The organism is Kribbella sp. NPDC049174 (assembly GCF_043197365.1).
Lineage (GTDB): Bacteria > Actinomycetota > Actinomycetes > Propionibacteriales > Kribbellaceae > Kribbella.
On the sequence record NZ_JBICSZ010000008.1, the window covers coordinates 216,370 to 241,954 of the forward strand.

Genomic DNA, 25,585 nt, shown 5'->3' on the forward strand with positions numbered 1-25,585 from the left:
GCGAGGAGGAGTCCGCGACGTGACGAATGCAGAGTCACCCCAGTCCGAAGCCGCCCAGTCCGAGGCGCTCTCGAACCTGATGCACGAGGAGCGCAGGTTCGAGCCGCCCGCCGATCTGGCCGCGAACGCCAACCTCACGGCCGACGCCTACCAGCAGGCCGAGAGCGACTTCGAGGGGTTCTGGGCCGAGCAGGCCAAGCGGCTGACCTGGGCGGTCGAGCCGACCCAGACGCTGGACTGGAGCAATCCGCCGTTCGCCAAGTGGTACGCCGACGGCAAGTTGAACGCGGCGTACAACTGCGTCGACCGGCACGTCGAGAACGGTCTCGGCGACAAGGTCGCGTACTACTTCGAGGGTGAGCCCGGCGACACCCGCGAGATCACCTACGCCCAGCTGAAGGACGAGGTGAGCAAGGCGGCCAACGCGCTGCTCGAGCTGAACGTCCAGGCCGGTGACGTGGTCGCCATCTACATGCCGATGATCCCCGAGACCGTGGTCGCGATGCTGGCCTGCGCCCGGATCGGCGCCCCGCACACGGTCATCTTCGGTGGCTTCTCCGCGGACGCGCTCAAGGGCCGGATCCTGGACTGCGACGCCCGCGTCGTGATCACCTCCGACGGCGGCTACCGCCGCGGCGCCCCGGCGGCGTTGAAGCTGGCCGTCGACGCCGCGCTGGTCGACTGCCCGGACGTGCGGAACGTGCTCGTGGTGAAGCGGACCGGCCAGGAGACCGCGATGGTCGAGAACCGCGACCTGTGGTGGGAGGACTTCGTCGGCAAGCAGTCGGCCGAGCACACCCCGGAGGCGTTCGACGCCGAGCACCCGCTGTACGTGATGTACACGTCCGGCAGCACGGGCAAGCCGAAGGGCATCCTGCACACGACCGGCGGCTACCTGGTCGGGACGGCGTACACCCAGTGGGGCGTGTTCGACCTCAAGCCGGACACCGACGTCTACTGGACCGCCGCCGACATCGGCTGGGTCACCGGCCACAGCTACATCGTGTACGGCGCCCTCGCGAACGCGACCACGTCCGTCCTGTACGAAGGCACCCCGGACACCCCGCACCAGGGCCGCTGGTGGGAGATCGTGCAGAAGTACAAGGTCTCCATCCTGTACTGCGCGCCGACCGCGATCCGCACCTTCATGAAGTGGGGCGCGGACATCCCGGCGAAGTTCGACCTGTCCTCGCTGCGCGTCATCGGGTCGGTCGGTGAGCCGATCAACCCGGAGGCCTACATCTGGTACCGCGAGAACATCGGCGGCAGCAAGGCGCCGGTCGTCGACACCTGGTGGCAGACCGAGACCGGGATGCACATGATCTCGCCGCTGCCCGGCGTGACCGCGGGCAAGCCGGGTGCCGCGATGAAGGCGATCCCGGGCGTCAGCGTGGACGTCGTCGACGACGCGGGCAAGTCGGTACCGGACGGCTCCGGCGGCTACCTGATCATCACCAAGCCATGGCCGGCCATGCTGCGCACGCTGTGGGGTGACGACGAGCGCTTCAAGGACACGTATTGGTCGCGCTGGCCGGGCGTGTACTTCGCCGGCGACGGCGCGAAGAAGGACGAGGACGGCGACATCTGGCTGCTCGGCCGGGTCGACGACGTGATGAACGTGTCCGGCCACCGGCTGTCCACCACCGAGATCGAGTCCGCGCTGGTCTCGCACCCGAAGGTCGCCGAGGCCGCGGTCGTCGGCGCGTCCGACCCGACCACCGGTCAGGCGATCGCCGCGTTCGTCATCCTCCGCTCGGAGGCCGGCGACGGCGGCCCGGACGTGGTCCAGGAGCTCCGCAACCACGTCGCCAAGGAGATCGGCCCGATCGCCAAGCCGCGCCAGATCATGGTCGTCGCCGAACTCCCGAAGACCCGTTCCGGCAAGATCATGCGCCGCCTCCTCCGCGACGTCGCCGAGAACCGCGAGGTGGGCGACGTCACCACCCTCGCCGACTCCACCGTGATGGACCTCATCAGGACCAACCTGGAGGCAGGCAAGTCCGACGAGGACTGACACACCCGTCCCGCGAACGGCTCCGGCACCCCGCCGGGGCCGTTCTCGTTTAGGCTGCCGCGCATGACAGTCGTCGTCGCGATCGTGCATGCAGGGTTGGCGGCGGCCTGGGTCGGTGGGATGGCCTACTCGTTGTTCGTGGTCCGGCCGAAGCTGGAGAAGTTCTTCGGGCCGGACCGGGACGGGCGGGAGGCGCTCACCACGGTGATTGCCTCGGGCAACCGCTGGAAGGTGATCGGGCTGATCGCGGTGATCGCGCTCAGCGGTCTGGTCCTCCTCCTGGTCGAGCGCGAGCACTGGTGGATCCACGCGGTCAAGGGTCTGTTGCTGCTCGGCGCGACCGCGATCTTCTGGTACGTCTCCTGGCGGCACTGGCCCCGCAGGGTGTTCGCGACGTCCACGGAGCTACCCGCACTGCAGCGACGCCTCGTCGTTCTCGCGACCACGATGCTCGGGCTCACCGGACTCGCCTTCGCCCTCGGAGTGGCCGCCGTACAGCTATGAGGTTCGTCACGGATTCGTTCGTTGGGATCACACCTGGTCAGAAATACATTGGAGACAAATGTATTTCGGAGAGGGGTGACCATGTGTGGCATCACCGGCTGGGTGGCCTACCGGCGCGACCTGAGCACCGAGCACGAAGTGGTCGACGCGATGACGGAGACGATGTCCTGCCGCGGGCCGGACGCGCGAGGCACCTGGTGGGCGGTCACCCGTTCAGCACCGACTCGGACACCGAGGTCGTCCTGCGCGCCTACGCCGAGTGGGGTACGGCGTTCGCCGAGCGGCTGAACGGGATGTACGCGCTGGCCATCTGGGACCCGCGGATCGAGACCCTGGTGATGGTCCGCGACCGGATGGGCATCAAGCCGTTCTTCTACTACCCGACCACCGATGGCGTGCTGTTCGGCTCCGAACCCAAGGCGATCCTGGCGAACCCCGACGTCCCGGCGGCGGTCGAGGTCGACGGGCTGCGCGAGCTGTTCACGATGACGAAGACGCCCGGCCAGCCGCTGTGGGCCGGGATGTCCGAGGTCGAGCCGGGCACGGTCGTCACCGTCGACCGGGCCGGCGTCCACGCCCGCCCGTACTGGCGGCTGGAGACCAGGGCCCACACCGACGACCAGGACACGTCCGTGGCCCGCGTGCGCGAGCTGCTCGACGACATCACGCGCCGCCAATTGATCGCCGCCGTACCACGGTGTGTCCTGCTGTCCGGTGGTCTCGACTCCAGCGCGATCACGGCCCTCGCGGCCGGTCAGCTGGCCGAGGAGGGCCGCAAGGTCCGCAGCTTCGCGGTCGGCTTCGGTGGTCAGACGGACAACTTCCGGCCCGACGAGTTGCGCAGTACGCCAGACGCGCCGTACGTGCACGACGTCGCGGACAAGGTCCACTCGCAGCGTGCTGGACAACGCCGCACTGACCGATCCGGAGATCCGGCGGAAGGTGATCCGGGCGAACGACGCACCGCTGGCCGGCGACATCTTCGGCTCGCTCTACCTGCTCTTCAAGGCGATCCGCGAGCAGTCCACGGTCGCGCTGTCCGGTGAGTCGGCGGACGAGGTGTTCGGCGGGTACCTCTGGTTCCACGACCCTGCGGTCCGGTCGCGGCCGATGTTCCCGTGGATCGCCTACCTGGCATCCCGGCGTGGGGACGGACCGGTGAGCGTGCTGCGCCCAGAGGTGCTGCAGCGGCTCGACCTGCGCGGTCATCTGCGCGATCGGTACGCCGAATCCGTTGCCGAGGTCGAGCGGCTCGACGGGGAGACCGACGACGAATGGACGATGCGGAAAGTCTGCTACCTGCACCTGACCCGGATGGTGCGGATCCTGCTGGACCGCAAGGACCGGATGAGCATGGCCGTCGGGCTGGAGGTGCGGGTGCCGTTCTGCGACCACCGCCTGGTCGAGTACGTCTACAACACACCGTGGTCACTGAAGACGTTCGACGGCAAGGAGAAGAGCCTGCTCCGGGCAGCGACCCGGGACGTGCTGCCCGAGTCGGTTGCCGAGCGCAAGAAATCGCCGTACCCGCAGATCCAGGATCCGGCGTACGTCGAGGTGCTGGCCAACCAGGTCCGCGGCCTGCTGGCCGACCGTCACCCGGTCTTCGACCTGGTCGATCGGCAGGCGGTCGAGTCGATGGTCAGCGGGGCTGAAACTCGTGCTCGCCGTCACCTGGAGCAGACGCTGTCGTTGGCCACCTGGCTGGACATCCACCAGCCCGACCTCCGGCTGACCTGACCGGCGCACCACTTCTCATCCTTAGGAGATCGCGCCCTGACTGTGCCAGGATGACGCATCCGTTCGGAGGAGGTGATCGCGATGGCACAGGAGACCCTGCAACTCCTGGTGAGTATGCACAGGATCGTCCGGCACCTGCGCCGGAGCCGGACCACCACGGTTCTGCACCCGACGCAGTTTCTCGCGCTGATGCTGATCGCCGACGAGCAACCGATCCGGATCGGCGAGATCGCGAGCCGGGTTCCGTGCTCCCAGCCCACCGCGACCACCACTGTCGCCGGCCTCGAGGACGCGGGTCTGGTCCGCCGCGAACAGGACCCGGTCGACGGCCGCGCGACCGCCGTCGTACTCACCGCGGCCGGTGCGGAGATGGTCGAGGCCTCCGGACGGCAGGCCGCGGAGGAACTGAGCAAGCTCCTCCGCCGCCTCGACGACGCCGACCGTGAGCTGGTGCTGCGGGCCGGCACCGTCCTCGCCCAGATCGCCGACGATCTCTGATCAGCGGTTGCGTTGCTCGGCGTCGTGATTGCGTTCCTCTGCGTCCATTTGGCGCAGACCAGGGACGACGGAGACGGTGTACGGCGGGGTGCCCGGAGCGACGTCCAATTGGCTGTTGACCCAGAGCAGCCGGCCGCGGTCCCGGGCGATCGTGGTCGGGGTCGAGTTGGGTGCGCCCGGTTCTGAGTCGGCGATGATGGTCGCCTTGGTCAGCTCCCGGTTGAGCACGGCCAGCCTGGTGACGTACTTGCCGCCGCCCGCGTTGTAGACCGCGTACAGGCGACGTCCTTCGAGCAGGTATCCGTCGCCGGACAGGATCCCGTTGGTCACCTCGAGGGTGCTGACCTGCTTGGTCCGCAGGTCGATCCGGTAGGTGACGTCCTGGCCTTGCTCGCCGACCAGGAGGGTGTTGCCGTCGGTGACGATGCCGTTGAGGAAGTACGGGATCGGCTGGATCTTGTCGCGGGTGAGCCAGGGTTCGAGCTCGCCCAGGCCGTGGCGGGTGAGCGGGGCACGCCAGATCTGGTTGTGGGCCGAGTCGGTCACGTAGACGGCGTCTCCGGCGAAGGTGAAGTCGTTGAGGAACGAGCCGTCGGCGGCCTTGCGCGTGGCGAGCAGTCGGCCGCGTGCGTCGTACAGGAAGAGCTTCGAGGTACTCGCGCCGGCGACAAGGACACGGCCCCAGCGGTCGACGTGGATGCCGGTCGCTGACGTCCGGCCGTCGCTGCCGGCGGGGAGGAACGGCTTCAGGTGTGGGCTGCGGGCGTTGCCGCGGTAGACCGCGCCGGTGCCGACGCTGGTCACGTAGATCGTGCCGCTGCGGGTGACCTCGATGCCTTCTGGGGTGTCACCGGGAGTCGTCGAGACGACGTACTCCGTTGGCCGCCGCGGTACGGCGTGAGCGGTGGCGGGCTGGATGGTCGCGATCAGGGCGAGGACTGTGAGGGCTGCCAGGCGTTTCATCGCGTCAGACTGCGGCGTGGGGCTGAGCTGTCGCGACCGGTTTCGGTCAGAACCGAAGTGGTCGGCGCGGTGACCTCGGCGCGGGCACAATCGGGAGATGATCCGGATCCACTTCTCCGCGGCGGACCTCGGGCGGGTGACGTTCCCCGACGAACCCGAGCCGCTGTGGGAGGCCGCACTCGCGGCCCGCGCTCTCCGGAGCCGGGCTCTAGGTGAGCGGGCTCTGGGCGAGCGGGCGCCGGGTGAGCGGGTGCCGGCTGGGCGGGCGCTGGGTGAGCGGGTGCCGGGTGAGCGGGTGCCGGCTGGGCGGGTGCCGGGGGAGCTGGCGTTGCCGCCGGTTGCGCGTCGTTGGCGGCGCGAGGCCGGTCATCTCGTCCGCCCGTCGATGCGGCCGCTCTTCAAACTGATCGCCCCGGCCGGTCAGTTCCCCGACTTCCTCACCCCACCGGTGCCGGCCCCGGGTCTGGAACCGGCCGTCGAGGCGCTGATGAACACCCCGGCGTCCGTCGTCCGCGACGAACTCGGCCCGTGGCTTCCGACCGAGGTCGACAAGTTCATGCAAGGCCTGCTCGCCGGTCGAGCCGGATCACGCCGAGCGTTGGGCAACGCCGTACGCGACTTCCACGTCCATGTACTCGCGCCGTCGTCAACCGAGCTGGAGCGACGGTACGGCGCCGACCTCGCACTCCGATCACGTGCCCTACTGCATGGCGGCGTCGACGCTCTCCTGACCTCACTCCACCCCGACATCGAGTGGTCCACCCCGGTCCTGACCACCTACGGCCTCACCGATCGCCTGCCGCATGGTCAACCCACCGCCGGCCCCACCCTCGACATCCACCTGAACGGCCGCGGCCTCCAGCTCTACCCGTCCTCGCTCACCTCGGAATGCCTGGCCCTCGACGCCCCCGACCGCCGCCCGGTCCTGGTCTACCCGTGCGCCGACCTCCCCACCGAAGACCTGGCCGAAGCAGACGCCCTGGCCGACCTCCTGGGCCGCACCCGAGCCACCGTCCTCCGAGCCCTCACCCACTCAGCCACCACCACCCAACTCTCCCGCCGCACCGGCATCTCCCTCCCCTCCACCTCAGACCACACCCGAATCCTCCGCAACGCCGGCCTGATCACCACCCACCGAACCAACGGCACAGCCCTCCACTCCCTAACCCCCACAGCCCACCACCTCCTAACCGGGGCAACCCGGGGCAGCCTGGGGCAGATCCCCAAAACAGCTGTCAGAGGCCCGACCAACAGGTAAAGTTCTTCATGCCGAGGGACACGAGTCCCCCGGAAGTGGACCCGGCAGCCTACCGGACGGTGGGTGAGCCGGGTTTCGCGATTTCATAGCTCTCTCGGTTGGCAGAACGGCTGCACAGCTCGCCTCCAGTCCCCGCCGCGTACCCAGCTCCACACAACCGCATCCGGCACCCACAGCAGTGGGTCTGCCTTCGGGACGAAGAGGTCCCACCGAAGCGTTTCGTGGCACTCGAAGAGGCGAGTTGCACCTCGGAGCACTCCACGATCGTGCTCCAGCGTCGACTCGTCGCGCTCGATCACAAGTCGCTCGGCCGATGCCGCGATATCTCGAACGATGGCTTCCAGGCAGCGACGCCGATCAGGCAGAGACTCAGTGTCCGCGCGATAGAGATCCACCAACAGGTGGAAGGAACGTATGACGTCCAGGATCTGCTTCCGGCGAGCGTGGTTCTCATGGCTGAAGTGGAGACGTTCCTGGCCGGGCAGCAGCAGGCCTCGGAGCGCCTTGCGGATGACAGCGACGTCACCTGCCTGGCACCGGGCCGCGGCCATCAGGAGGCCTCGGGACTTGTTTTCGTCGACGAACACGTGGATCGGCATTTCCCCGCCTTGTTGAGTGGCAAGGGTTGACCTTCGCACGGAGGAGAACGGGGCAGGTGCTGGAACACCGGGGCATCTCGGGGCAGCCTGGGGCAGATCGAAAATGGCGCAGACAACGCGCTGAAGAAGCCGCTAGGTTTGTGAATGCCTCGGGATAGAAGAATCCCCGGGAAGTTGGCCCGGCAGCCGACCGGCCGGTCGGTGAGCTGGGTCCGCGAAATGCCAGGGACCTGGGTTTCTGGAAGTGCGTCGGGTAGCCCTCCGGACGGTGGACGAGCCCGGGGTGCGAACTGCCGGGAGCAGGATAGGTCCCGGAAGTGGCTTCGGTAGCTCACCGGACGGTGGACGAGCCGGAGTTGCGAACGCCGGGGACAGGAGTCCTTTGGAAGTGGGCCGGGCAGTTCACCGGGCGGTGGGTGAGCTCGGTCTGCGCCCTTTGGCCAGGGGCCGCCGTGAGGATGCTCGGGCGGCCCCTGGGTGGGGTTAGTTGCGGGTGAGGGTGAAGGTTGTGGTGGTGTTTTGGATGTCGGTGTGGTTGTTGGTGAGGGTCAGGTTGTTGAAGGTGGCGGTGCCTCGGGCGGGGCCTTCGCCGGGTTCGGGGAGTTCGTTGGCCCAGATGCCGTAGCCGGACTTGGTGTCGAAGGCGTCGCCGGACTTCTTGGCGCCGGTGATGGTGGTGTTGGTGAAGATCGTGTCCGCGACCGGGAACAGTGGCTGACCGCCGACGTAGTCGGTCTGGAACATGATTCCGGAGTACGTCGGATCGACGATGTCCAGATCGGTCACCCGGATTCCCTGGAAGATCTTCGTGGCGGAATAGATCCACAGGGCGGGGAATGTCTGGTTGCCCCAGAAATGTCCACCGGAACGGACCAGGCTGACATTCTCGAAACGGGTCGGCGGGGTCGCGCCGAAACCGTTCATCGGGATCCCGAAATCGAGTGACGAGATCGTGACGCCCGGATAGGTGAGCATGTCCGCGGCGTACAGGTTGCGGAACACGTTGTTCGTGCCGCCGTACACCGCGAACCCGGCCGCCCGCCACGTCAATGTCGCGGACAGGTTCTCGAAGACGTTGTCGCGGACCTCGCCGCCGCCGGAGTCGGTGGCGTTGAAGAGCGCGAAACTGTCGTCGCCGGTGGCCCGGGCGTCGTTGTTGCTGACCAGGTTGCCGGCCGACCCGTTCGTCATGTTGATGCCGTCGGCAAACATGTTCCGGATCCGCGAGTTCTTGATCGTCGAGGTGTCGGTGTTCGCACCCCAGTACAGGCAGACCATGTGCTCGACCCAGATGCCGTCGATGGTCATGTTCGCGGTGTTGGAGAAGTCGAACACCTTGCCCGGACCGTCGATCCGGGACGTGTAGTTGCCGAAGTACGCGAACCCGGTGAACGACGACCCGTTCGACGAGGCCTCGGTGCGGAACCCGACGTCGGTGTTGTCCTGCGTCGCCGGCGCGCGGAACCGCGTGTACCAAGGCCCGGCGCCGACAACACGAACCGCCTTGCCGTACACCTGGAACTTCGAAGAGGTCTCGTAGTCACCAGCCGGCAGGTACACACCTTGCAGCGCACTGTTCTGCCGCACCTGGTCCAGCGCGTTCTGCACATCCTGGTGCGTGAAGCCCGAAGGTGTCACGAATCCCGTGCCCGGGTTGGCGATCGGCGCGACCTCCTCGGTGTCGACGAAGTCGATCGCGTACGTCGTACTGTTCGCTGGATCCTTCTGCAGTTTGATCTTCGTACCGGCCGGGAACGTCGAGTCGAGCATGATGTTCGCCTCGTCGTAGATGTGCCGGGCCGGTCCGGAGCCGGGCGAGTTGTTCGGGCTCGCCTCGGCGCCGTACAACCAGGCGTAGCGAGAGGTCAGCGGCAACGCCTTGTGGAAGCTGCCGTTCACGTACACGTTGACGGTCGAGTTGATCCCGCCGCCACCGGCCGAGTCCGGGATCGAGAAGCGGGTGACGAGGGTGTTGGTCCGGGCCCGGGTGGTGAACTCGACGAACGAGCCGTTCGAGTTGAGTGTCACCGCGCGGCGCCCGGAGGCCTCACCCGCGAGGTCGCCGATGGTCCGGTTCGGGCCGACCACGACAGCACCTCCACCGATCGAAGCGTCCTCGGCCTCCATGTGGTCGTACGGCATGTTCGCGCCTCGACCCACGAAGAACGGCCGCTCACTCGTGTTGTTCGTCCGTTTCACCGGCAGTTCGTTGGCGTCATCCGAGAGTACGACGCGCACGGTGTATCGGCCGTTGGCCGCCGTCCAGTTGCCGAGGGCAACCGCAGACGCGGTCGCGCCGGCGGCGATCGCGCCGTTGTACGAGCCGGTCAGCGTGGTCACGACCGAGCTGCCGTTCAAGATCGTCAGCGTGATGCCATGCGCACCGGATGCCGACGCCACACTTCCTTGGTTCTTCAGCGCGACCGAGAAGGCGACACTGTTCCCGGCCGACGGGTTGCCCGGCGTCCAGTTGACCGCAGCCGCGACCAGGTCGGAGCTGGCGACCGGTGTGACGATCAGCGGTCCGGCTGCGTTCGCGGTGTTGTTTGCGTCGTTCTGCTCGATCACGGCATTCGACTCGTCGACCTTTGCGCTCAGTGCGTAGCTTCCCGCGTCTCGCGCGCCGATCGATGCGCTGACCGTGCTCGACGCCCCGGCCGCGAGTGCCCCGACGGCCGCCGTACCGACCTTGGTCTCGCCGAGGTAGAAGTTCACCTCGGTCGCGGCGGAGCCCGCCGTACCGGAGTTCCCCACCGTCGCCCGGACCGTGATCGAGTCGGTTTCGACCGGCGAAGTCGGCGTCCAAGACACCCCCGACAGAGTGAGATCCGGGTTCGGCGCCGGTATGCCCATCACCTGGAGCTCGGCGACCTGACCGGCCGGCGCGCGGGTGTTGGCGGTGAAGTTGAGCCGTACGTCGGCCACCCGCGCGCTCACAGGGATCGTCACGCTGTTCCCGCTCGCCGGGCTGAAGTTGTACGACGCGCTCGGCACGATCGTGGTGAACCCGGAAGCGCTCTGCTCCCGGCCGAGGATCGAGAACGTCTGCGTCCGCGCACCCCAGGCCGAGTCCGGGTTGAGCCGGATCACGATCGAGCTGAGATCCGCGTTCGACCCGAGCTGGGTGGCCAGCGTGGCCGGGTTCGCGTTGCCTTCCCAGTACGTCGTGACGTTGTCGTCGTTGGCGTTGGTCGCGACGAAGGTATGCACGAACCCGGACGCGGTGATCGGCTTGCCGAGGGCGAGGTTGCTGCCCGGTCCCGAGCTGCCGTTCCGCGTCACCGTGTTGCTGTTCGCCGATTGGTTGCCTGCGGCATCTTTCGCGCGAACGAAGTACGAGACCGATGCGCTGGCCGGCTGGTTGTCGGTGTAGGTGAGGACGTTGCCGGCCAGGGTGGTTCGCAGCTGGCCGTTGGAATAGACGTCGTACCCGGTGACTCCGACGTTGTCGGTCGCCGCGGTCCAGGTGAGCCGGATCTGTCCGGCGGCGGGTTCGGTGAAGCCCAGGTTGCCCGGGGCGGTGGGAGCCTGGTTATCACCGGTCGCCGGGCCGTAGACCTCGAGCTCGGACAGCTGCCCGGCCGGCCAGGCGGTGTTCGCGGTGATCTGGATCCGGACGAACCGCGTGGTCGCGGTGCCGTAGTCGATCGTCACGGTGTTGGTGGGCGGATTGAAGGCGCGCGCGGCGGAGGCGGACAGGTCGATGAAGTTCTGTCCGTCCGTGCTGCCCTGCACGGCGAGGGTCTGGGTACGGGCGCCCCAGTCCGCGGTCGGCAGCTTGAGCACGACCTGGTTGGTGGTGACCGATGAGCCGAGGTCCACCTGCACCCACTGCGGGAACGCGTTGTTGGCGCTCTCCCAGTAGGTGCCCTGATTGCCGTCCGTCACGTTCGACGCGACGTAGGTCTGAGTGACGCTGCGGGCCGACGCGGTCTTGCCGGCGGCGAGGTTGGGTCCGGCCAGTACGGCGGCCGTCGCGGTGCTGCCGGGTGTCGAGCGGAGCAGCGGCCCGGTCGACAGTGCCAAGCTGCCGGCCAGCACGACGGCGAGCAGCCGGCCCGCGGGGAATCGGTATTTCGGAGACGGGATTCTCATGGCCTCTCCTGGATGGGCGGGGGTGAGGGCGCAAGGGAGCAGTCGCCGCGCGAGTGTCCAGAAGTTGCTCTACTTTGCTAGTTTCTTGCGCGGCGCTGGCTCATTGTTACGGCATGGCAACGCGAGCGTCAACGGCTCGTGACGCCGGGTCGCCGAATCGGCCGGCGACGGCGAAGCGGCCGCATACCCGTCGGGTAAGCGTTGCGGGGTGCCGCCGAGCAGACTCGTCGACGCTCCGAAGTTGTCGCTGTCATAGACGAGGTCCAGTGGTGCGGCATACGCGACGGAGCCGCGTGGCTTGACTGTCGGTGCACCGCTGAGGATCGGCACGCTTCGCGCCAGTAGCGCCGATCAGCTGCCCGCTGAGGTCGCGACCCGACGGCCGCGACCCCTCAGCGGAGAGCACAAGCAATCAGTGCTTGGCCGGACCCTCGGCGCCGGCGCCGGTGAGGGAGCGGACGGAGAGCTCGTTGTACCGGGCCTCGCTCGACCGGTCGCGGCCGAGGAAGGTGCCCAGCACACCGAACAGGAAGCCGAGCGGGATCGACACGATGCCCGGGTTCGACAGCGGGAACCACGAGAAGTCCGCATCGGGGATCATCGACGTCGGCGACCCCGACACCACCGGTGAGAAGAACACCAGGACGACGGCCGAGATCAGGCCACCGTAAATACTCCACACCGCACCGGACGTGTTGAACCGCTTCCAGAACAGGTTGAACAGCAACGCGGGCAGGTTCGCGGACGCGGCGACCGCGAACGCCAGCGCGACCAGGAACGCGATGTTCAGCTTCTGCGCCGGGATCGCCAGCCCGATCGCGACCGCACCGATGCCGACCGCGGCGAACCGGGCCACTCGCAGCTCGTCCTTCTCGGACGGCTTCGTCTTGGCGATCACGTTCGCGTACAGGTCGTGCGCGAAGGACGAGGCCGAGGTCAGCGTCAGCCCGGCGACCACCGCGAGGATGGTCGCGAACGCGACCGCGGCGATCAGCGCGAGCAGGATCGAGCCGCCGAGCGAGTCGGCACCGCCGCCGACGGACTCGGCCAGCAGCGGCGACGCGACGTTGCCCTTCGACACCTCCACCGCGGAACCCTTGCCGGTGTCCAGCAGCGCCGCGGCACCGAACCCGAGCGCCAGGGTCATCAGGTAGAACGCCCCGATCAGGCCGATCGCCCACTGCACCGAGCGGCGCGCGGACCGCGAGTCCGGCACGGTGTAGAAGCGGATCAGGATGTGCGGCAGACCCGCCGTACCGAGGACGAGGGCGAGGCCGAGCGACAGGAAGTCGATCTGACCGACCAGGTCCTTGCCGTAGAGCAGGCCAGGCTGCAGGAACGCCTCGCCCTTGCCGGAATTCTCCGCGGCCGCGCCGAGCAGCTTGGAGATGTTGAAGTCGAACTTCAGCAGCACCAGGAAGGTGATCACGATGGTGCCGGCCATCAGCAGCACGGCCTTGACGATCTGCACCCAGGTGGTGCCCTTCATCCCGCCGACCGTCACGTAGATGATCATCAGCGCGCCGACCAGGACGATCACGCCGGCCTTGATGCCCTCGCTCTTCACCCCGAGCAGCAGCGCGACCAGCGCGCCGGCGCCGACCATCTGGGCCAGCAGATAGAAGATCGACACCACGATCGTGGACGTCGCGGCGGCGGTCCGGACCGGCTTCTGCTTCATCCGGAACGCGAGCTGGTCGGCCATGGTGAACCGGCCCGACTTCCGCAGCAGCTCGGCGATCAGCAGCAGCGCCACCAACCAGGCCACCAGGAACCCGATCGAGTAGAGGAAGCCGTCGTACCCGTAGAGGGCGATCGAGCCGGAGATACCGAGGAAGGACGCCGCCGACATGTAGTCGCCGGCGACCGCGAAGCCGTTCTGGGCGCCGCTGAAGGACCGGCCGCCCGCGTAGTAGTCGGCTGCGCTCTTGTTCTGCCGGGACGCCCACCAGGTGATGTACAGCGTCACGGCGACGACCGCGGAGAACAGCGAGATGGTCAGCGCCCGGTTGCCCGGCTCGGCGTCGGCGAGCGGGACCAGGGCCGGGACGACGGCGGGGAGGGTCAGGGCGGTCACCGGCGGCGCTCCCTCTTGTACTTGGCGTTCAGCCCGCTGGCCAGCGGATCCAGTTTCCGGTTCGCGAACCGGCCGTAGAGCGCGGCGATGAAGAACGTCGACACGAACTGCAGCAGGCCGAAGATCAGCGCGACGTTGACGTGCCCGATCACCTGGGTGCCCATGAAGTCGCGGGCCCAGTTGTTACAGGCGACGTAGGCCAGGTACCAGGCCATGAACGTGATGGTCCACGGCACGACGAAGTTCCGGTAGCGCCGCTTCAGTTCGGTGAAGTCGGCCGCCTCGTGCACGGCCTCGTACGCGCGGGCGTCCCGCTCGCGCACCACTTCCTCGTCCATGAGTTCGAGTTCCCCTCGTACTTAGACACAAACACGTGCACGTTAGCCCCTGGTGGCGCATTTGTGACCTACCGCAACCAAAACGTTTCGCCCGAATCGGTGAACAGAGCCGGGCGGAATTCAGAGATGCGGCGCGATCGGGGCGTCGAGGGTACGGCGGTAGTTCGCCAGATCACTGGGCCGAGCCCGGTAACAGTCGGTGAAATACGGCATCCGCAGCGGCTCCGGCGGCCGGGCGGTGTTGTCGTAGATGTTGTCGATCTGGTCCAGCACCGCCTCGCGGCGGGACTCGGTCAGGACGGCCACCCGCGAGTGCGACAGCGCCAGTTGCCGCAGGCCCGCACGATCCAGGTCCTGCCAGTGCCGGAACCGGGCGGTCTCGATCAGCGCGAACAGGTCCGACTGCAGCAGGATCGGCATCGGATCGAACTGGTCGCCGCCGAAGTCGTCGCCCTGGATCGCGCGGTCGAACCGCCGGACCCAGGGAACCACCCGGTCGGCGTCGTTCCAGAGCAGACCGAGTACGCCGTTGGGGCGGAGCACCCGGGCGATCTCGGGCAGCGCCCGGGCGTGGTCGAACCAGTGGAAGGCCTGGCCGACGATCACCGCGTCCACCGAGCCGTGCGCCAGCGGGATCGACTCGGCCGCGCCGACCATCGTGTCGATCCCCGGCCGCCGGCGGCAGACCGAAAGCATCTCCTCGGACGGATCGACCGCGACCACGTCGTGCCCCAGCCCGGCCGCGACGGCGGCCAGCTTCCCGGTGCCGGCGCCGAGGTCGAGGACCTGCAGCCGGCCCGGGCCGAGGATCCAGGTCAGTGCGTCGGCGGGAAACGTCGGCCGGCCCGCGTCGTACGCGGCCGCGACCGCGCCGAACGACTTGGCGCGGGCCGCGTTCGGGCCCTGGTCCGCGCTGTTGGCCGGGCCGCCGTTCGGCGTGTCTCGGCCGGTCGCGGGCTCGGGTCCTGGATCATCGGTGGTCATCACCGTAAATCATGCCGTAGCGGCGGGCTGGCGCGTTGTCACTCGCCGAGCTTCTTCTGTTCGATGTGCGCGTTGAGCGTGGCCAGCTCCGGCTGAGTGTCCAAAAGGGCGACCAATTCGGCGCAGTTCAGCTTGTCCGCGGCGAAATCCTCGATCAGGGCGTGCAGCAACTGCCGGTCGTCCTCGGTGTCCAGCGTCAGCCGGTACTGCGAGCCACCGCCTGACCACGGCAGACTGACCAGCCGGATGTCGCCCGGCCGGTTCTGGTGCAGGTACGGCGTGACGTGCTCCCGGTCGGCCGGCAGCGTCGCCCGCTCGTCCGCCTCGAAGAGCCGGGCCGCCGAGAACACCTCGTAGTCCATCCCGCGCGGATGGGTCCGCTCGAGGCAGTTCGACAGGTAGACGCTCTCGTCGCCCTCGGCCCGCCACCGTTCGACGCCGGAGGCAACGATCTCGGGGTCGATCAGCGGGCAGTCCGACGTCACCCGGACGATGCCGTCCAGCCCGTACTCGCGGGCCGCCCCGGCGAACCGGCTCAGCACGTCGTCCTCGCTACCGCGGAAGTACGGGATCCCGGCGCGCTCGGACAGCTCGACGATCGGGTCGTCGTTGCTGTTCGTGGTCGTTGCCACGATCACCGGAAGCCCGGTGCGCCGCAACCGGTCCACGTGGTGCTCGAGATAGGTGCGGCCGCCGGCCTCCAGCAGGACCTTGGCAGGCAGTCGCGTGCTCGTCGCCCGCGCTTGGGTGACGACGGCAATCTTCAGAAATTCCACCGGAACATCTCCCGGATCTCGGCCGGGCAGGCGACATGGTCGACTCCCAGCTCGGTGTCGGTGAACTCGCGGGCAATCGCGGGCGGTACGAAGGGTTGGTCCAGCTCGGGCCACAGCCGCTTGATCCGGGCCTGGCCGCCGAACGAGGGGTGTTCGTTCTCCAGCACCATCGGGTCGCCGTACACCCCGGGCTGCAGGCCGAGCGAGGCGCCGTACAGGACGGCGGAGCTGAGCCGGTTGGACGCGACGCGCCGATGTTTGCGGAGCTCACGCAGTTGTTTGACCAGGAACTGGGCGTCGGTCCGCCGCCAGTGCAGGCCGCGGTAGCCATGGGTGATCACCCGGAACCCGGCGTCCTTGTAGACGTTGCGGATCGCGGGTTTCTCGTACTCGTTCCAGTACAGGCAGACCGTCACCGGTCCGGTCTCGTGCTCGTTGATGGAGGCAACGATACGGCCGTGGTCGCCGAGCACGTGCTGGCCCTCCCAGCCGTGGAACGGGTAGAAGATGGTGCCCTCGGCATGTTTCGCCGGCGTCGCCAGCTCCGGCCGCGTCTCGAGCAGGTACAGCCAGACCGAGCCGATCACCGAGTAGTTGCGCAACCCCATCGACCAGCCGCGCCGCCGGACACTGTCCGACCAGACGTACTTCGGCATCCCCGGCGCGAACGCGGTGCCGTGGGCGAACCCGTCCAGGATGTTCCAGCCGTGCTGGAGGTAGCCCCAGATCCGCGGCGGCTTCGCGAGTCCGGCGTACGTCGCCATGATGTTCGCGTGGCCGTAGAAGTGGTTGGCGTGGTGCATCAGCGCCGCCGGACCTTCCGCAGCACGCGGCGGACCCGTCGCCGGATCACCCGGGCCGGGTTCAGCACCGCATGGCCGACCCGGTAGGGGAGGGACCGGCGGATCCCGCTGACCGTGCCCTCGAACAGGATCGCCCGCGCACTCGCCGCGGCCAGCTCCTCGGACAGCCGCGCCACCGTCGTCAACTGTTCCGCGCTACCCAGCGGCCTGACCAGCTCGGCGGACGCCGGAAGCTCTTCCGGCACGGTGATTCCGGCCATCGAGGCGAGCCGTGCCGTCATCGCGTGCACATCCCCACCGGCCGGCCATGGTTGCCGTGAGCCACTTTCCATCGAGCGCCGGACGAACCGCGCCAGATGCGCGATGACATCCAGGTCCTGGCCTTCCCCGAAGAGCCGGTACGACGTCCCGTCGAGAATCACGTTGTCCGGGGACCCGTTCCCGCCGGCATCGAGCCAAGCCACGTACTCGGGGATGATCCGGCGCACCGTCGCCTGGTCGTCGACCCGCAGCGCGGCGAGCAGATGCTCCTCGAGCAGCACACCCGGGCCGGCGGGCACGGCGTCAGCCGGGAGAACGGCGGGCAGATCGCCGGTCACGAAGTACCAGGCGGGCGCGAGTTCGATCGCGAGGCCCGCCTCGGCTGCGTCGAGGACGAGTCGATACGGATCCATCAGCGTCGTACCGGCGTTGCGTGCGGCAACTGTCCTCGCGGCGGTGACGGCGGCCAACCCTTCGACGGCCTCGAGAGCGACCTGTGCCTCGACCAACGAGGGGAAGACCGCGTAGGTCTGCGAGAGGCCGGCGTCCCGCAACGCCGCCTGCAGCGGCTTGAGGCCCGCGGGTGCGCTGTCGGCGACATCGCGAGCCCAGTCCTCGTCGCGAGGAAGTGCCGCGGTGATGCCGGGCTGGATCAAACGTTCGACACCGAAGGAGTTCGTTGCTCCCAGCAGCAGTCGGGCCGACGGTGCGAGCCGTTCCTGCAGGCGGGCCAAGGCGTCTGCCCAGGTCAGCTTGGCCGTGTCGGGTCCGACGAGCCGTTCCAATCCGTCGAGCGCGACGATCACGTCGTACCTCTCGTCGCCTCGGAAGCGGTCGAGGGAGCCGCAGTAGACGTCGCCCTTGGTGTCGACGAGCAGTTCGGCGATCTCCTCGGCGTCCGGCGCGGACCGGACCAGGACGTCGACGGACGTGACCCGCCCGGCGACGTCGGTGATCAGGTCGAGGGCGTGCGGGCCGGCGATCAGCACGGAGTCGCCGGGGTGGAGGGCAGCGGTGAGCAGCGCCGCAGCGGCGGGTCCGGCGGCCGCGGGGCGGGCGTCGACCGGGTGCAGATCCGACCAGTTGAGCATCTCGCCGCCGACCAGAATCGATCGGGTCACAGCAATCACGTTAACGAACCAGTTTCACGAGGGTCTCGATCACCCGGTCGACGTCGGCGTCGGTCAGGTCCGGGAAGAGGGGAAGGGACAGTTCTTCGGCGTAGAACGCCTCGGCGTTCGGGCAGAGGCCGCGGCGGTAGCCCTGTCGTGCGAAGACCGGGTGCCAGTAGACAGGAATGTAGTTCACCTGGACGCCGATTCCGGCCGCGCGCATCCCCTCGAAGACCTCGCGCCGGCGCCCACCGAGGACGCGGACCGGGTAGAGGTGCCAGGCCGGGTCCACACCGGCGCGCTGGACCGGCGTACGGAGTCCGTCCACGTCCCGCAGTGCGTCGTTGTAGCGCGCGGTGATCTCGGTCCGTCGGCGTTTGAAGCCGGCCAGCCGTTTGAGCTGGGACAACCCGAGGGCGCTCGCGATGTCGGTGAGCCGGTAGTTCACGCCGTACTCATGGACCTCCTGGTGCCAGGGCCCCTCGTCGGTGATCTCGAAGCGGTCCGGATCGCGGACCAGCCCGATGAAGTGGAACTCGTGGGCGCGTTGACCTATCGGCGGGTCCTTGCAGACGACCGCGCCGCCTTCGCCGGTGGTCAGGTTCTTGGTCGGGAAGAACGACAGCGTGGTCACGTCGGCCAGGTCGCCGATCGGGCGGCCGTCGGCGGTCCCGCCGATCGAATGGGCCGCGTCCGCGAGAGTGCGGGCACCGACGCGATCGGCCAGCGGCTGCAGAGCTGCGTAGTCCGCGGCCTGGCCGGCGTAGTCGACGGCGGCGATCACCTTGGTGCGGTCGGTCACCGCTGCCTCGACCGCCGAAGGGTCGATCAGCGCGGTGTCCGCGTCGACGTCCGCGAAGACCACCGTTGCCCCGAGCATCGCCGCGCACGAGGCGGTCGCGACGAACGTCATCGGTGTGGTGACGACCTCGTCGCCAGGCCCCACACCCAGAGCGGCGTACGCGATGTGCAGCGCTGCGGTGCCCGACGTGCAGCTGACGACGCGGTGCCCGCCGGTCAGCTCGGAGACCGCGGTCTCGAAGGCCGCGACAGCAGGCCCGGTGGTCAGCCAGTCACCGCGCAGCACCGCGGTGACCGCCTCGATGTCCTCCTGGGAGATGGACTGACGTCCGTACGGCAACATCGAGCTAGTCACTCTCGAGGATCTTGCGGATCTGGTCGATCGAGTACCACTGGTCGTTGGTGTCCGAGGCGTAGTGGAAGCCGTCCACGACCGGGATGCCGTCCGACGGCGGCAGGTAGCCCCAGGTGGCGAGGTCGGGCTGCAGCACGAAGCGGTTGCCGATCGCGAGCGCGCGCCGGCCTTCCTCCGGGCTGATCATCTCCTCGTGCAGCTTCTCGCCCGGGCGCAGGCCGACGTCGTGCATCTTCGCGCCGGGGGCGATCGCCTCGGCCAGATCGGTGACCTTCATCGACGGGATCCGCGGCACGTACAGCTCGCCACCGGTCATCAGCTCGAACGAGTCGACCACGAACTCGACCGCCTGCGGCAGCGTGATCAGGAACCGGGTGCAGCGCAGGTCGGTGATCGGCAGCGACTCGCCGGCCGCGTGCAGCGCCTTGAACTTGGGGATGATCGAGCCCCGGCTGCCCATCACGTTGCCGTATCGGACCACGCTGAAGCGGGTGTCGTACGCCGCCGCGTAGTGGTTGCCGTTGATGAACAGCTTGTCCGCGGTCAGCTTGGTCGCGCCGTACAGGTTGATCGGGCTGGACGCCTTGTCGGTGGACAGCGCCACCACCCGCTTGACGCCGGAGTCGATCGCAGCCTCGATCACGTTCTGCGAGCCGATCACGTTGGTCTGGACGAACTCCCACGGGTTGTACTCACCGCTGTCGACCTGCTTCAGCGCGGCCGCGTGGACGACGTAGTCGACCCGGTGCATGGCCCGCACCAGCCGGGATCGGTCCCGGACGTCACCGAGGAAGAAACGCAGCCGCGGGTCGTCGCCGAACAGCTGCCGGACCTCCCACTGCTTCAGCTCGTCGCGGCTGAACACGATGATCCGGCGCGGGTTCAGTTGGTCGAGGGCATGCCGCACGAACGCCCGGCCGAAGGACCCGGTGCCGCCGGTGACGAGAATGTCGGAGCCGGTGAGGATGGACACGTCGGCGGACCCTTCTGACGGACAGTTCCGAACACCGCACGCGCAGTGCAGACTCGAACAATAGCTGCCCGGTTCCAAGCCCACTCAATCGCGCGTCTCACGTCGGGACTCAAGAGATCGCTTCAATCGGGGTGATCAGACCGACCCGTGGGAAGTAGGTCCGGAAGCGTTTGGCGTCCCGGGTGATCACCTGGTAGCGCTGCACCGCGGCGTGCGCGCCGATGTAGAAATCCGGCAGTGGTGAGGTCTTCGCGCCGCCCCGCCGCCGGTAGGTCACGAAGGCGTGGGCGGCGAGGAAGCCGGCGTGGAAGGGCAGCGGCTCACGCCGGAAGTCCATCACCGGGAGGGCGGCGTCGACGTCCTCGATCCGGTCGAAGCCGGCGCAGACCTCGGCGTAGACGATCGGGTTGATCACCAGCTCGCCCTTGTCCCGGGCCTGGGCGACCGCCTCCGCGGACCAGCCGCCCCACTCCCGGTCGTCGGTCAGGATGTCCAGCAGCACACAGGTGTCGACCAGTACGGCGGGCAGCTCACTCGCCACGCAGGAGCTCCATCAACTCCTCCGTGCTCATCCCGGTCGTCGCCCGGCCGCGCATCTCCCGCACCAGCCGCTGGCCACGGGTCTCGGCGTCAGCCACCCGGACAATCCGCAGTCCGTCCGCCGCCTCGATCACTGCCACTTCGTCCCCCTCGTGGAGATGGTGCTTCCGTCGGAGCTCGGCCGGGATGGTCACCTGGCCTTTGCTGTTCAGTCGCATCGTAGCCTCCTACGTAGTACGCATCCTACGTATTACATCGTATCCACAAGTGCGGATTCTCACCCCGGCCCGCGCCCGGAAACCGGATAGGCACCGATACGGTCGGACTCAGTGTCAGGGTGATGCTGCCGCTCACGCGGTGGTTGGATCCTGAGCACCTGCTGTCTGGCTCTTACGGTCGGTGTCGCTTTCGGGCTGACGGGCATGCGTTTTGCCGGCAGTGGGTGTGAAGGAGCCGGCCGGCGTGACTTGATAGGAGCGTGGCGACGCCCCCACTGAGATGTGTCCGCCGACCGGCCCGACCGTCCGATCACTGACCAGTGAAGGAGGCAACCTCCATGGTTGTCGTTGGGGCCGATGTGCACAAGCGGACGCACACGTTCGTCGCGGTCGACGAGGTCGGCCGCGAGCTCGGCACGAAGACGTTTGACGCGATCACCCCGGGCCATCAGGCCGCGGTCCGGTGGGCCCGGGAGCGGTTCGGCGCCGACCTGGTGTGGGCCATCGAGGACTGCCGCCACCTGTCCACCCGCCTTGAGCGTGACCTTCTCACGGCCGGCCAGTCGGTGGTGCGAGTCCCGCCGAAGATGATGGCCGAGCAGCGCCGCATCGCCCGCACGCGCGGGAAGTCGGACCCGATCGACGCCGCCGCGGTCGCCCGGGCCGCTCTGCGTGAGCCCGGCCTGCCGGTCGCGACCCACGACGAGACCTCGCGGGAGCTGAAGCTGTTGGTCGACAGGCGTGATGACCTGGTGAAACGACGCACCGCGACGATCAACCAGCTGCTGTGGCGAGTCCACGAGCTCGACCCGGCCTGGGCGCCCAAGGCGCGGTCGCTGGACCTTGCCAAGCACCAGCAGATCCTCGCGGACCGGCTGGCCGAGGAGCCGGGGATCGTGGCCGAGCTGGCCCGTGAGGAACTCGCCGACGTCGTCGAGTACACCGCCAAGATCAACGCCTATGCCAAGCGCATCGGAACGCTCGTGGGCACCGTCGCGCCGACGCTGCTGGCCATGGCCGGTGTCGGCGCTCTGACCGCCGCGAAGATCGTCGGAGAGGCCGCTGGCGTGTCCCGGTTCAAGTCCGAAGCCGCATTCGCCCGGCACGCCGGGATCGCACCGATCCCGGTCTGGTCGGGCAACACCAAAGGCCGCGTCCGGCTCACCAGGTCCGGCAACCGGCAGCTCAACGCCGCGATCCACCGCATCGCCGTCACCCAGATCCGCCTCCACGGGCTGGGCAAGAGCTACTACGAGAAGAAGAAGGCCGAAGGCATGTCCACCCCCGAAGCACTGCGCTGCCTCAAACGACGCCTCGCCCGCATCGTCTTCAACCACCTGACCACCGACCAGCCCACCGCGAGAACCACCCTCGCAGCCGCGGCTTGACATAGGAGAAACGCGTGGAGCGCGTCGGGATTCGGTGTGATGTGGGGCCGGGGCGGGGGATCGGGCACGTGATGCGCTGCCTCGCGCTGGCGGAGGAACTGCTGCGCCGCGGGCTCGGGGTGGTGTTCGTGTGCGACGCGCACACGGTGCCGTGGGCCGAGGCGCAGATCGCGGCGCGCGGGATCGCGGTGGAGCCGGCGGTGTGGACGCCCGCCGAACACGTCGAGCTGTTCGAGCGGCTGCGGCTGGACGCGGTCGTCTTCGACTCGTACGACCTCGACGCGTCCGTGTACCCGGCGGTCCGCGCGACCGGAATCCCCACCCTCGCCATCGTCGATGGTGACCTCCGCGGCGCCGAGGCGGACGTCCTGGTGGATCAGAACCTGGCGGCGGAGCTGGATTACCCGCAGCTCCCCGACAACACGATCAGGCTGGCAGGGCTGGCCTATGTGATGATCCGCGACGAGATCCTGGCCCTCCGGCCGATCGATCCACCGGTACGGCACTCAACCGCCGTACCGAAGGTGTTCGCGTTCTTCGGCGGAACCGATGCGTTCGGGGCCGGTCCGTACGTCGTTCAGGCGCTCGCGGCGACCGGCGTGCCGTTCGAAGCCACCGTGGTCGCGCCTCGACCAGAGCTGGCGGACCGGATCGGAAGCGTCGAGCTCCAGCCGCAACAACGAGTCGACGTGATCGGCCCGACGGATCGCCTGGCGGCCGAGGTGCGTGAGGCCGATCTGACCATCAGTGCGTCGGGTACGTCGACCTGGGAGCTGCTGTGTCTCGGCGCGACGGCCGGGCTGGTGTGTGTGGTCGACAACCAGGTGATGGGCTACGAACGCGCGATCGCCACCGGTACGGCGGCCGGAGTCGGTGTCCTGTCCGACCTCAGCGCGGATCCGTCGACTGCGGCCGCCGTACTGAAGCGACTGCTCACCGATCCGGCCGAGCGGGCCCGGCTGGCCAGTGCCGGCTGGGAACTTGTCGACGGCAACGGTCGGAACCGGGTCGCGGACGCGCTGCTCGCCCTCACCTGAGTTCGTAGATCGTCGCGTCCAGGGTCGCGTGCCGGAGCCGGACGTAGTTCCGCAACGCGGGTGACACCTTCCCGGCCTGGTTGTCGGCGTACAGCCAGCGGACGCCGGCCTTGCGCAATCGCTCGATCGCCACTGTCGTCGGTGTCGTGAAGGCCATGTCGTTGGCGGCGAGCTCCTCGCGATTCCAGTAAGGGATCAGGCTCGGATTCGCATCGGTGGTGAGGGCGATCCGGTTGGCCTGGTTGGAATAGGACCAGCCCTCGATCAGCACCGGCCGCTCGGACAGCGCCGCGATCCAGAAGTGCCGGCTGTCGCACATCCCGTCGCGCTGGATGATGCAGTGCGCGTTGGTCGCGACCAGGTCACCCGGCCGGCTGTTCCGCCGCAACCACATCGCCGCACCGGCCTCTGCGGCCGTCGCCCCACCCCGGCCAGGACGCGCGAAGACCAGGTCCGACGCCTTGTCCGAACCGAACGCCTGCAACGGAACCAGCGCAGCACCGATCATGCTCGCCGCGACCGCACCCGCGAGGAACGCAACGAGAATGCTGCCCGGCCGCCGCAACGCCTTCCACGCCACGGCTACCACCACAGCGACGACCCCAAGCGCAGCGGCCGCCCACAGCCACGGACCCTTGATCCCCCGCAGGTCAGCCGATTCGACCCGGGCAAACCCAAGCGCCACCAGCCCTAACAACCCAGCCGCACCCACGAGCACCACGCCGCGCCGGTCGCCGAGCCGCCCGACCAGATTCGCCAACCCGACACACGCCAGTACGGCGACCACCGGGAAAGCCGTCCGCAGGAAGTACAGCTGGCTGATCCCCGACTGTGTCGTCAACAGCGTGCCGAGCAACCCCGCGACCGCGAACCCGACCAGGAAGACCGTTGCCGGATCGCGCCCCGTCCTTCCGGAACAACGCGGTCGGCCGAGGAACAACAGCCCCGACGCCGCGAGGCCCCAGCTCAGCAAGGTTGTCGCCGCCGACAACAACTGCGCATGCGGCTCGGCCACGAGCATCGGGTACGGCGCCAACTGCACGAACGTCTGGAACGGCTTCACCTCCGTCCCCCACGTGCTGCCGCCGAAGATGGCCACCAGCGCGGCCAGGAAGATCGCGAACGACAGCACGCCGCCGATCAACGCCGTACGCGTGCTCCGACGCGCCATCGCCAGGTGCACGAACGCGAAGCCGAAGCCGAACCCCAGCAACGGAAGGATCGTCGACTTCGCGCCGGCGGCGACCAAGGCGAGCAGCACCAGCAACACCCATCGGCTGCGAGGCCGGTCGGACCTGAGCAGGTCGACCACCACGAGGCAGAGCGCCAGCGCGATCAGGACACCGAGATTCTGTGTCGGACTCAGGTACGCCGCGACGGCGGTCGAGATCCCGCCCAGACCGACATCGGCCAACGGCTGCACGGCCCCACCGAGTCCGGCGATCAGTACGGCGAGTGGCCCGGCCCAGGTCGCACCCGACTCGGCGGTCGGCGTGAAGCGAGTGGTCAACGCGAAGACGAGTCCACAACCGGCCAGGAACAACGGCAACCACGTCAGCGAGTGGATCAGGTCGGTGAGGTCGATCCGCGTCGCCCACGCCGTCGCGGCCGTCGCCTGGTGGTAGAAGGAGTGGTACTTCATCGGCTCGCCGCCGAGCCACAGCGTCGAGATCGGTACGTCGTACTTCGCGCTGGCCGCGAGGGCCTGCTGGAAGGCGAGATCCGGGTACGACCGCAGCGGGTCCGTGTACGCCGGCAGGAACTGACCCGGACCGCGTCGATCGACCACCAGGACGACGACCGCCGTCGCCGCGGCCAGCAACCACGCCTGCACCGGCCGGATCGGGTGGTCGACCCGGCGCCAGACCCGTGCCCGTACGTCGCTGTCCGCGAACGAGATCACCAGCACGACCGGCACCCAGACCCACGACCACGCCTGCAGACCGATCGACGCGCTGGCCAGGTACACCACGATCTGCGCCGCGGTCCCGACCGCGAACCCGGCCGCGAAATCCTCGACCAGGTTGCGTCCGTAGCTGCCGATCAGCCGCCACAACGCGAACCCGGGCAGCGCGATCCCGAGCCCGGTGAACAGCACGAACCGGCCGACCTCGGTGAGGGTCGAGTGCTGGAAGAGCAGCGCGATCGCCAGGACCAGGACGGCGACGCCCGCCAGTAGACCGGAAAGGGAAGGCCCAGCCGTTCTCGGCCCCCGCCGCCTCGCCCGTGCGCGCATGGCCGTAACACTAAT

General features: G+C 68.4%; 20 protein-coding genes and 1 pseudogene. 8 read left to right on the forward strand and 13 right to left on the reverse strand.

The genetic code is table 11. The features are described from left to right. The first annotated feature begins 79 nt into the window (after window positions 1-79). The 4 genes and pseudogenes from acs to ACGFIF_RS33115 all read left to right on the forward strand — a co-directional run bounded on the left by acs (window position 80) and on the right by ACGFIF_RS33115 (window position 4,756). Window positions 80-2,014 carry an acetate--CoA ligase gene (gene acs / locus ACGFIF_RS33100; protein ID WP_393160225.1) on the forward strand — a complete coding sequence of 645 codons (1,935 nt, stop codon included), beginning with the start codon at window positions 80-82 and terminating at the stop codon, window positions 2,012-2,014. Between the two features lie 63 nt (window positions 2,015-2,077). Beyond that, window positions 2,078-2,518 (forward strand): hypothetical protein, encoded by a 441-nt coding sequence (locus ACGFIF_RS33105; RefSeq protein WP_393160019.1) that lies wholly within the window; start codon window positions 2,078-2,080, stop codon window positions 2,516-2,518. Then, window positions 2,515-4,258: pseudogene (gene asnB, locus ACGFIF_RS33110) on the forward strand (asparagine synthase (glutamine-hydrolyzing)). The gene ACGFIF_RS33105 and the pseudogene asnB overlap by 4 nt, the downstream one beginning before the upstream one ends. A gap of 81 nt (window positions 4,259-4,339) precedes the next feature. Next, entirely contained in the window at window positions 4,340-4,756 is a 417-nt protein-coding gene (locus ACGFIF_RS33115) for a MarR family winged helix-turn-helix transcriptional regulator (protein ID WP_393160020.1), read from the forward strand. Here ACGFIF_RS33115 and ACGFIF_RS33120 read toward each other — a convergent pair whose 3' ends face one another. Next, window positions 4,757-5,719 (reverse strand): superoxide dismutase, encoded by a 963-nt coding sequence (locus ACGFIF_RS33120; RefSeq protein ID WP_393160021.1) that lies wholly within the window; start codon window positions 5,717-5,719, stop codon window positions 4,757-4,759. It abuts the gene before it with no gap. Window positions 5,720-5,816: 97 nt separating this feature from the next. Between ACGFIF_RS33120 and ACGFIF_RS33125 the strand changes: the two genes are divergently transcribed. After that, on the forward strand, window positions 5,817-6,977 hold the full coding sequence (locus ACGFIF_RS33125; protein ID WP_393160022.1) for an ArsR/SmtB family transcription factor: 1,161 nt from the start codon (window positions 5,817-5,819) through the stop codon (window positions 6,975-6,977). 221 nt (window positions 6,978-7,198) lie between these two features. Beyond that, entirely contained in the window at window positions 7,199-7,606 is a 408-nt protein-coding gene (locus ACGFIF_RS33130) for a hypothetical protein (RefSeq protein WP_393160023.1), read from the forward strand. A gap of 453 nt (window positions 7,607-8,059) precedes the next feature. Here the strand turns inward: ACGFIF_RS33130 and ACGFIF_RS33135 are convergent, their stop codons facing one another. From ACGFIF_RS33135 to ACGFIF_RS33185, 11 genes are all read right to left on the reverse strand, one after another. Further along, window positions 8,060-11,671, reverse strand: a complete 3,612-nt coding sequence (locus tag ACGFIF_RS33135) for a discoidin domain-containing protein (protein WP_393160024.1) — start codon at window positions 11,669-11,671, stop codon at window positions 8,060-8,062. 412 nt (window positions 11,672-12,083) lie between these two features. Continuing rightward, entirely contained in the window at window positions 12,084-13,739 is a 1,656-nt protein-coding gene (locus ACGFIF_RS33140) for a cation acetate symporter (protein WP_393160226.1), read from the reverse strand. 5 nt (window positions 13,740-13,744) lie between these two features. Further along, window positions 13,745-14,086, reverse strand: coding sequence for a DUF485 domain-containing protein (locus tag ACGFIF_RS33145; protein ID WP_393160025.1), 342 nt, complete (start codon window positions 14,084-14,086; stop codon window positions 13,745-13,747). Window positions 14,087-14,206: 120 nt separating this feature from the next. Continuing rightward, complete coding sequence (locus tag ACGFIF_RS33150) at window positions 14,207-15,070, reverse strand: class I SAM-dependent methyltransferase (protein ID WP_393160026.1); 864 nt, start codon at window positions 15,068-15,070, stop codon at window positions 14,207-14,209. 38 nt (window positions 15,071-15,108) lie between these two features. After that, window positions 15,109-15,846 (reverse strand): cytidylyltransferase domain-containing protein, encoded by a 738-nt coding sequence (locus ACGFIF_RS33155; RefSeq protein ID WP_393160027.1) that lies wholly within the window; start codon window positions 15,844-15,846, stop codon window positions 15,109-15,111. After that, window positions 15,834-16,649, reverse strand: a complete 816-nt coding sequence (locus tag ACGFIF_RS33160; RefSeq protein ID WP_393160028.1) for a hypothetical protein — start codon at window positions 16,647-16,649, stop codon at window positions 15,834-15,836. The genes ACGFIF_RS33155 and ACGFIF_RS33160 overlap by 13 nt, the downstream gene beginning before the upstream one ends. After that, entirely contained in the window at window positions 16,649-18,031 is a 1,383-nt protein-coding gene (locus ACGFIF_RS33165; protein WP_393160029.1) for a hypothetical protein, read from the reverse strand. The genes ACGFIF_RS33160 and ACGFIF_RS33165 overlap by 1 nt, the downstream gene beginning before the upstream one ends. 10 nt (window positions 18,032-18,041) lie before the next feature. After that, window positions 18,042-19,178, reverse strand: a complete 1,137-nt coding sequence (gene pseC, locus ACGFIF_RS33170) for a UDP-4-amino-4,6-dideoxy-N-acetyl-beta-L-altrosamine transaminase (RefSeq protein WP_393160030.1) — start codon at window positions 19,176-19,178, stop codon at window positions 18,042-18,044. After that, window positions 19,171-20,151 carry a UDP-N-acetylglucosamine 4,6-dehydratase (inverting) gene (gene pseB, locus ACGFIF_RS33175; RefSeq protein ID WP_393160031.1) on the reverse strand — a complete coding sequence of 327 codons (981 nt, stop codon included), beginning with the start codon at window positions 20,149-20,151 and terminating at the stop codon, window positions 19,171-19,173. Before pseB ends, pseC begins: the two co-directional genes overlap by 8 nt. Window positions 20,152-20,260: 109 nt before the next feature. After that, window positions 20,261-20,692: a type II toxin-antitoxin system VapC family toxin gene (locus ACGFIF_RS33180; RefSeq protein WP_393160032.1), complete on the reverse strand. Its 432-nt coding sequence runs from the start codon at window positions 20,690-20,692 to the stop codon at window positions 20,261-20,263. Next, window positions 20,682-20,909 (reverse strand): AbrB/MazE/SpoVT family DNA-binding domain-containing protein, encoded by a 228-nt coding sequence (locus ACGFIF_RS33185; RefSeq protein ID WP_393160033.1) that lies wholly within the window; start codon window positions 20,907-20,909, stop codon window positions 20,682-20,684. Before ACGFIF_RS33185 ends, ACGFIF_RS33180 begins: the two co-directional genes overlap by 11 nt. 320 nt (window positions 20,910-21,229) lie before the next feature. On the opposite strand from ACGFIF_RS33185, the gene ACGFIF_RS33190 reads away from it, so the two are divergent. Then, entirely contained in the window at window positions 21,230-22,297 is a 1,068-nt protein-coding gene (locus tag ACGFIF_RS33190) for an IS110 family transposase (RefSeq protein ID WP_393160034.1), read from the forward strand. 14 nt (window positions 22,298-22,311) lie between these two features. After that, on the forward strand, window positions 22,312-23,334 hold the full coding sequence (locus tag ACGFIF_RS33195; RefSeq protein WP_393160035.1) for a PseG/SpsG family protein: 1,023 nt from the start codon (window positions 22,312-22,314) through the stop codon (window positions 23,332-23,334). On the opposite strand, the gene ACGFIF_RS33200 is transcribed toward ACGFIF_RS33195, so the two are convergent. Then, window positions 23,327-25,570 carry a hypothetical protein gene (locus tag ACGFIF_RS33200; protein ID WP_393160036.1) on the reverse strand — a complete coding sequence of 748 codons (2,244 nt, stop codon included), beginning with the start codon at window positions 25,568-25,570 and terminating at the stop codon, window positions 23,327-23,329. The genes ACGFIF_RS33195 and ACGFIF_RS33200 overlap by 8 nt on opposite strands. Window positions 25,571-25,585 lie beyond the last annotated feature (15 nt).

Bases quoted from the DNA above. Each gene is read 5' to 3' on its own strand.
- acs (WP_393160225.1), top strand. From the start codon at position 80: ATGCACGAGGAGCGCAGGTTCGAGCCGCCCGCCGATCTGGCCGCGAAC.
- ACGFIF_RS33105 (WP_393160019.1), top strand. From the start codon at position 2,078: ATGACAGTCGTCGTCGCGATCGTGCATGCAGGGTTGGCGGCGGCCTGG.
- ACGFIF_RS33115 (WP_393160020.1), top strand. From the start codon at position 4,340: ATGGCACAGGAGACCCTGCAACTCCTGGTGAGTATGCACAGGATCGTC.
- ACGFIF_RS33120 (WP_393160021.1), bottom strand. From the start codon at position 5,719: ATGAAACGCCTGGCAGCCCTCACAGTCCTCGCCCTGATCGCGACCATC.
- ACGFIF_RS33125 (WP_393160022.1), top strand. From the start codon at position 5,817: ATGATCCGGATCCACTTCTCCGCGGCGGACCTCGGGCGGGTGACGTTC.
- ACGFIF_RS33135 (WP_393160024.1), bottom strand. From the start codon at position 11,671: ATGAGAATCCCGTCTCCGAAATACCGATTCCCCGCGGGCCGGCTGCTC.
- ACGFIF_RS33145 (WP_393160025.1), bottom strand. From the start codon at position 14,086: ATGGACGAGGAAGTGGTGCGCGAGCGGGACGCCCGCGCGTACGAGGCC.
- ACGFIF_RS33150 (WP_393160026.1), bottom strand. From the start codon at position 15,070: ATGACCACCGATGATCCAGGACCCGAGCCCGCGACCGGCCGAGACACG.
- ACGFIF_RS33160 (WP_393160028.1), bottom strand. From the start codon at position 16,649: ATGCACCACGCCAACCACTTCTACGGCCACGCGAACATCATGGCGACG.
- ACGFIF_RS33185 (WP_393160033.1), bottom strand. From the start codon at position 20,909: ATGCGACTGAACAGCAAAGGCCAGGTGACCATCCCGGCCGAGCTCCGA.
- ACGFIF_RS33200 (WP_393160036.1), bottom strand. From the start codon at position 25,570: ATGCGCGCACGGGCGAGGCGGCGGGGGCCGAGAACGGCTGGGCCTTCC.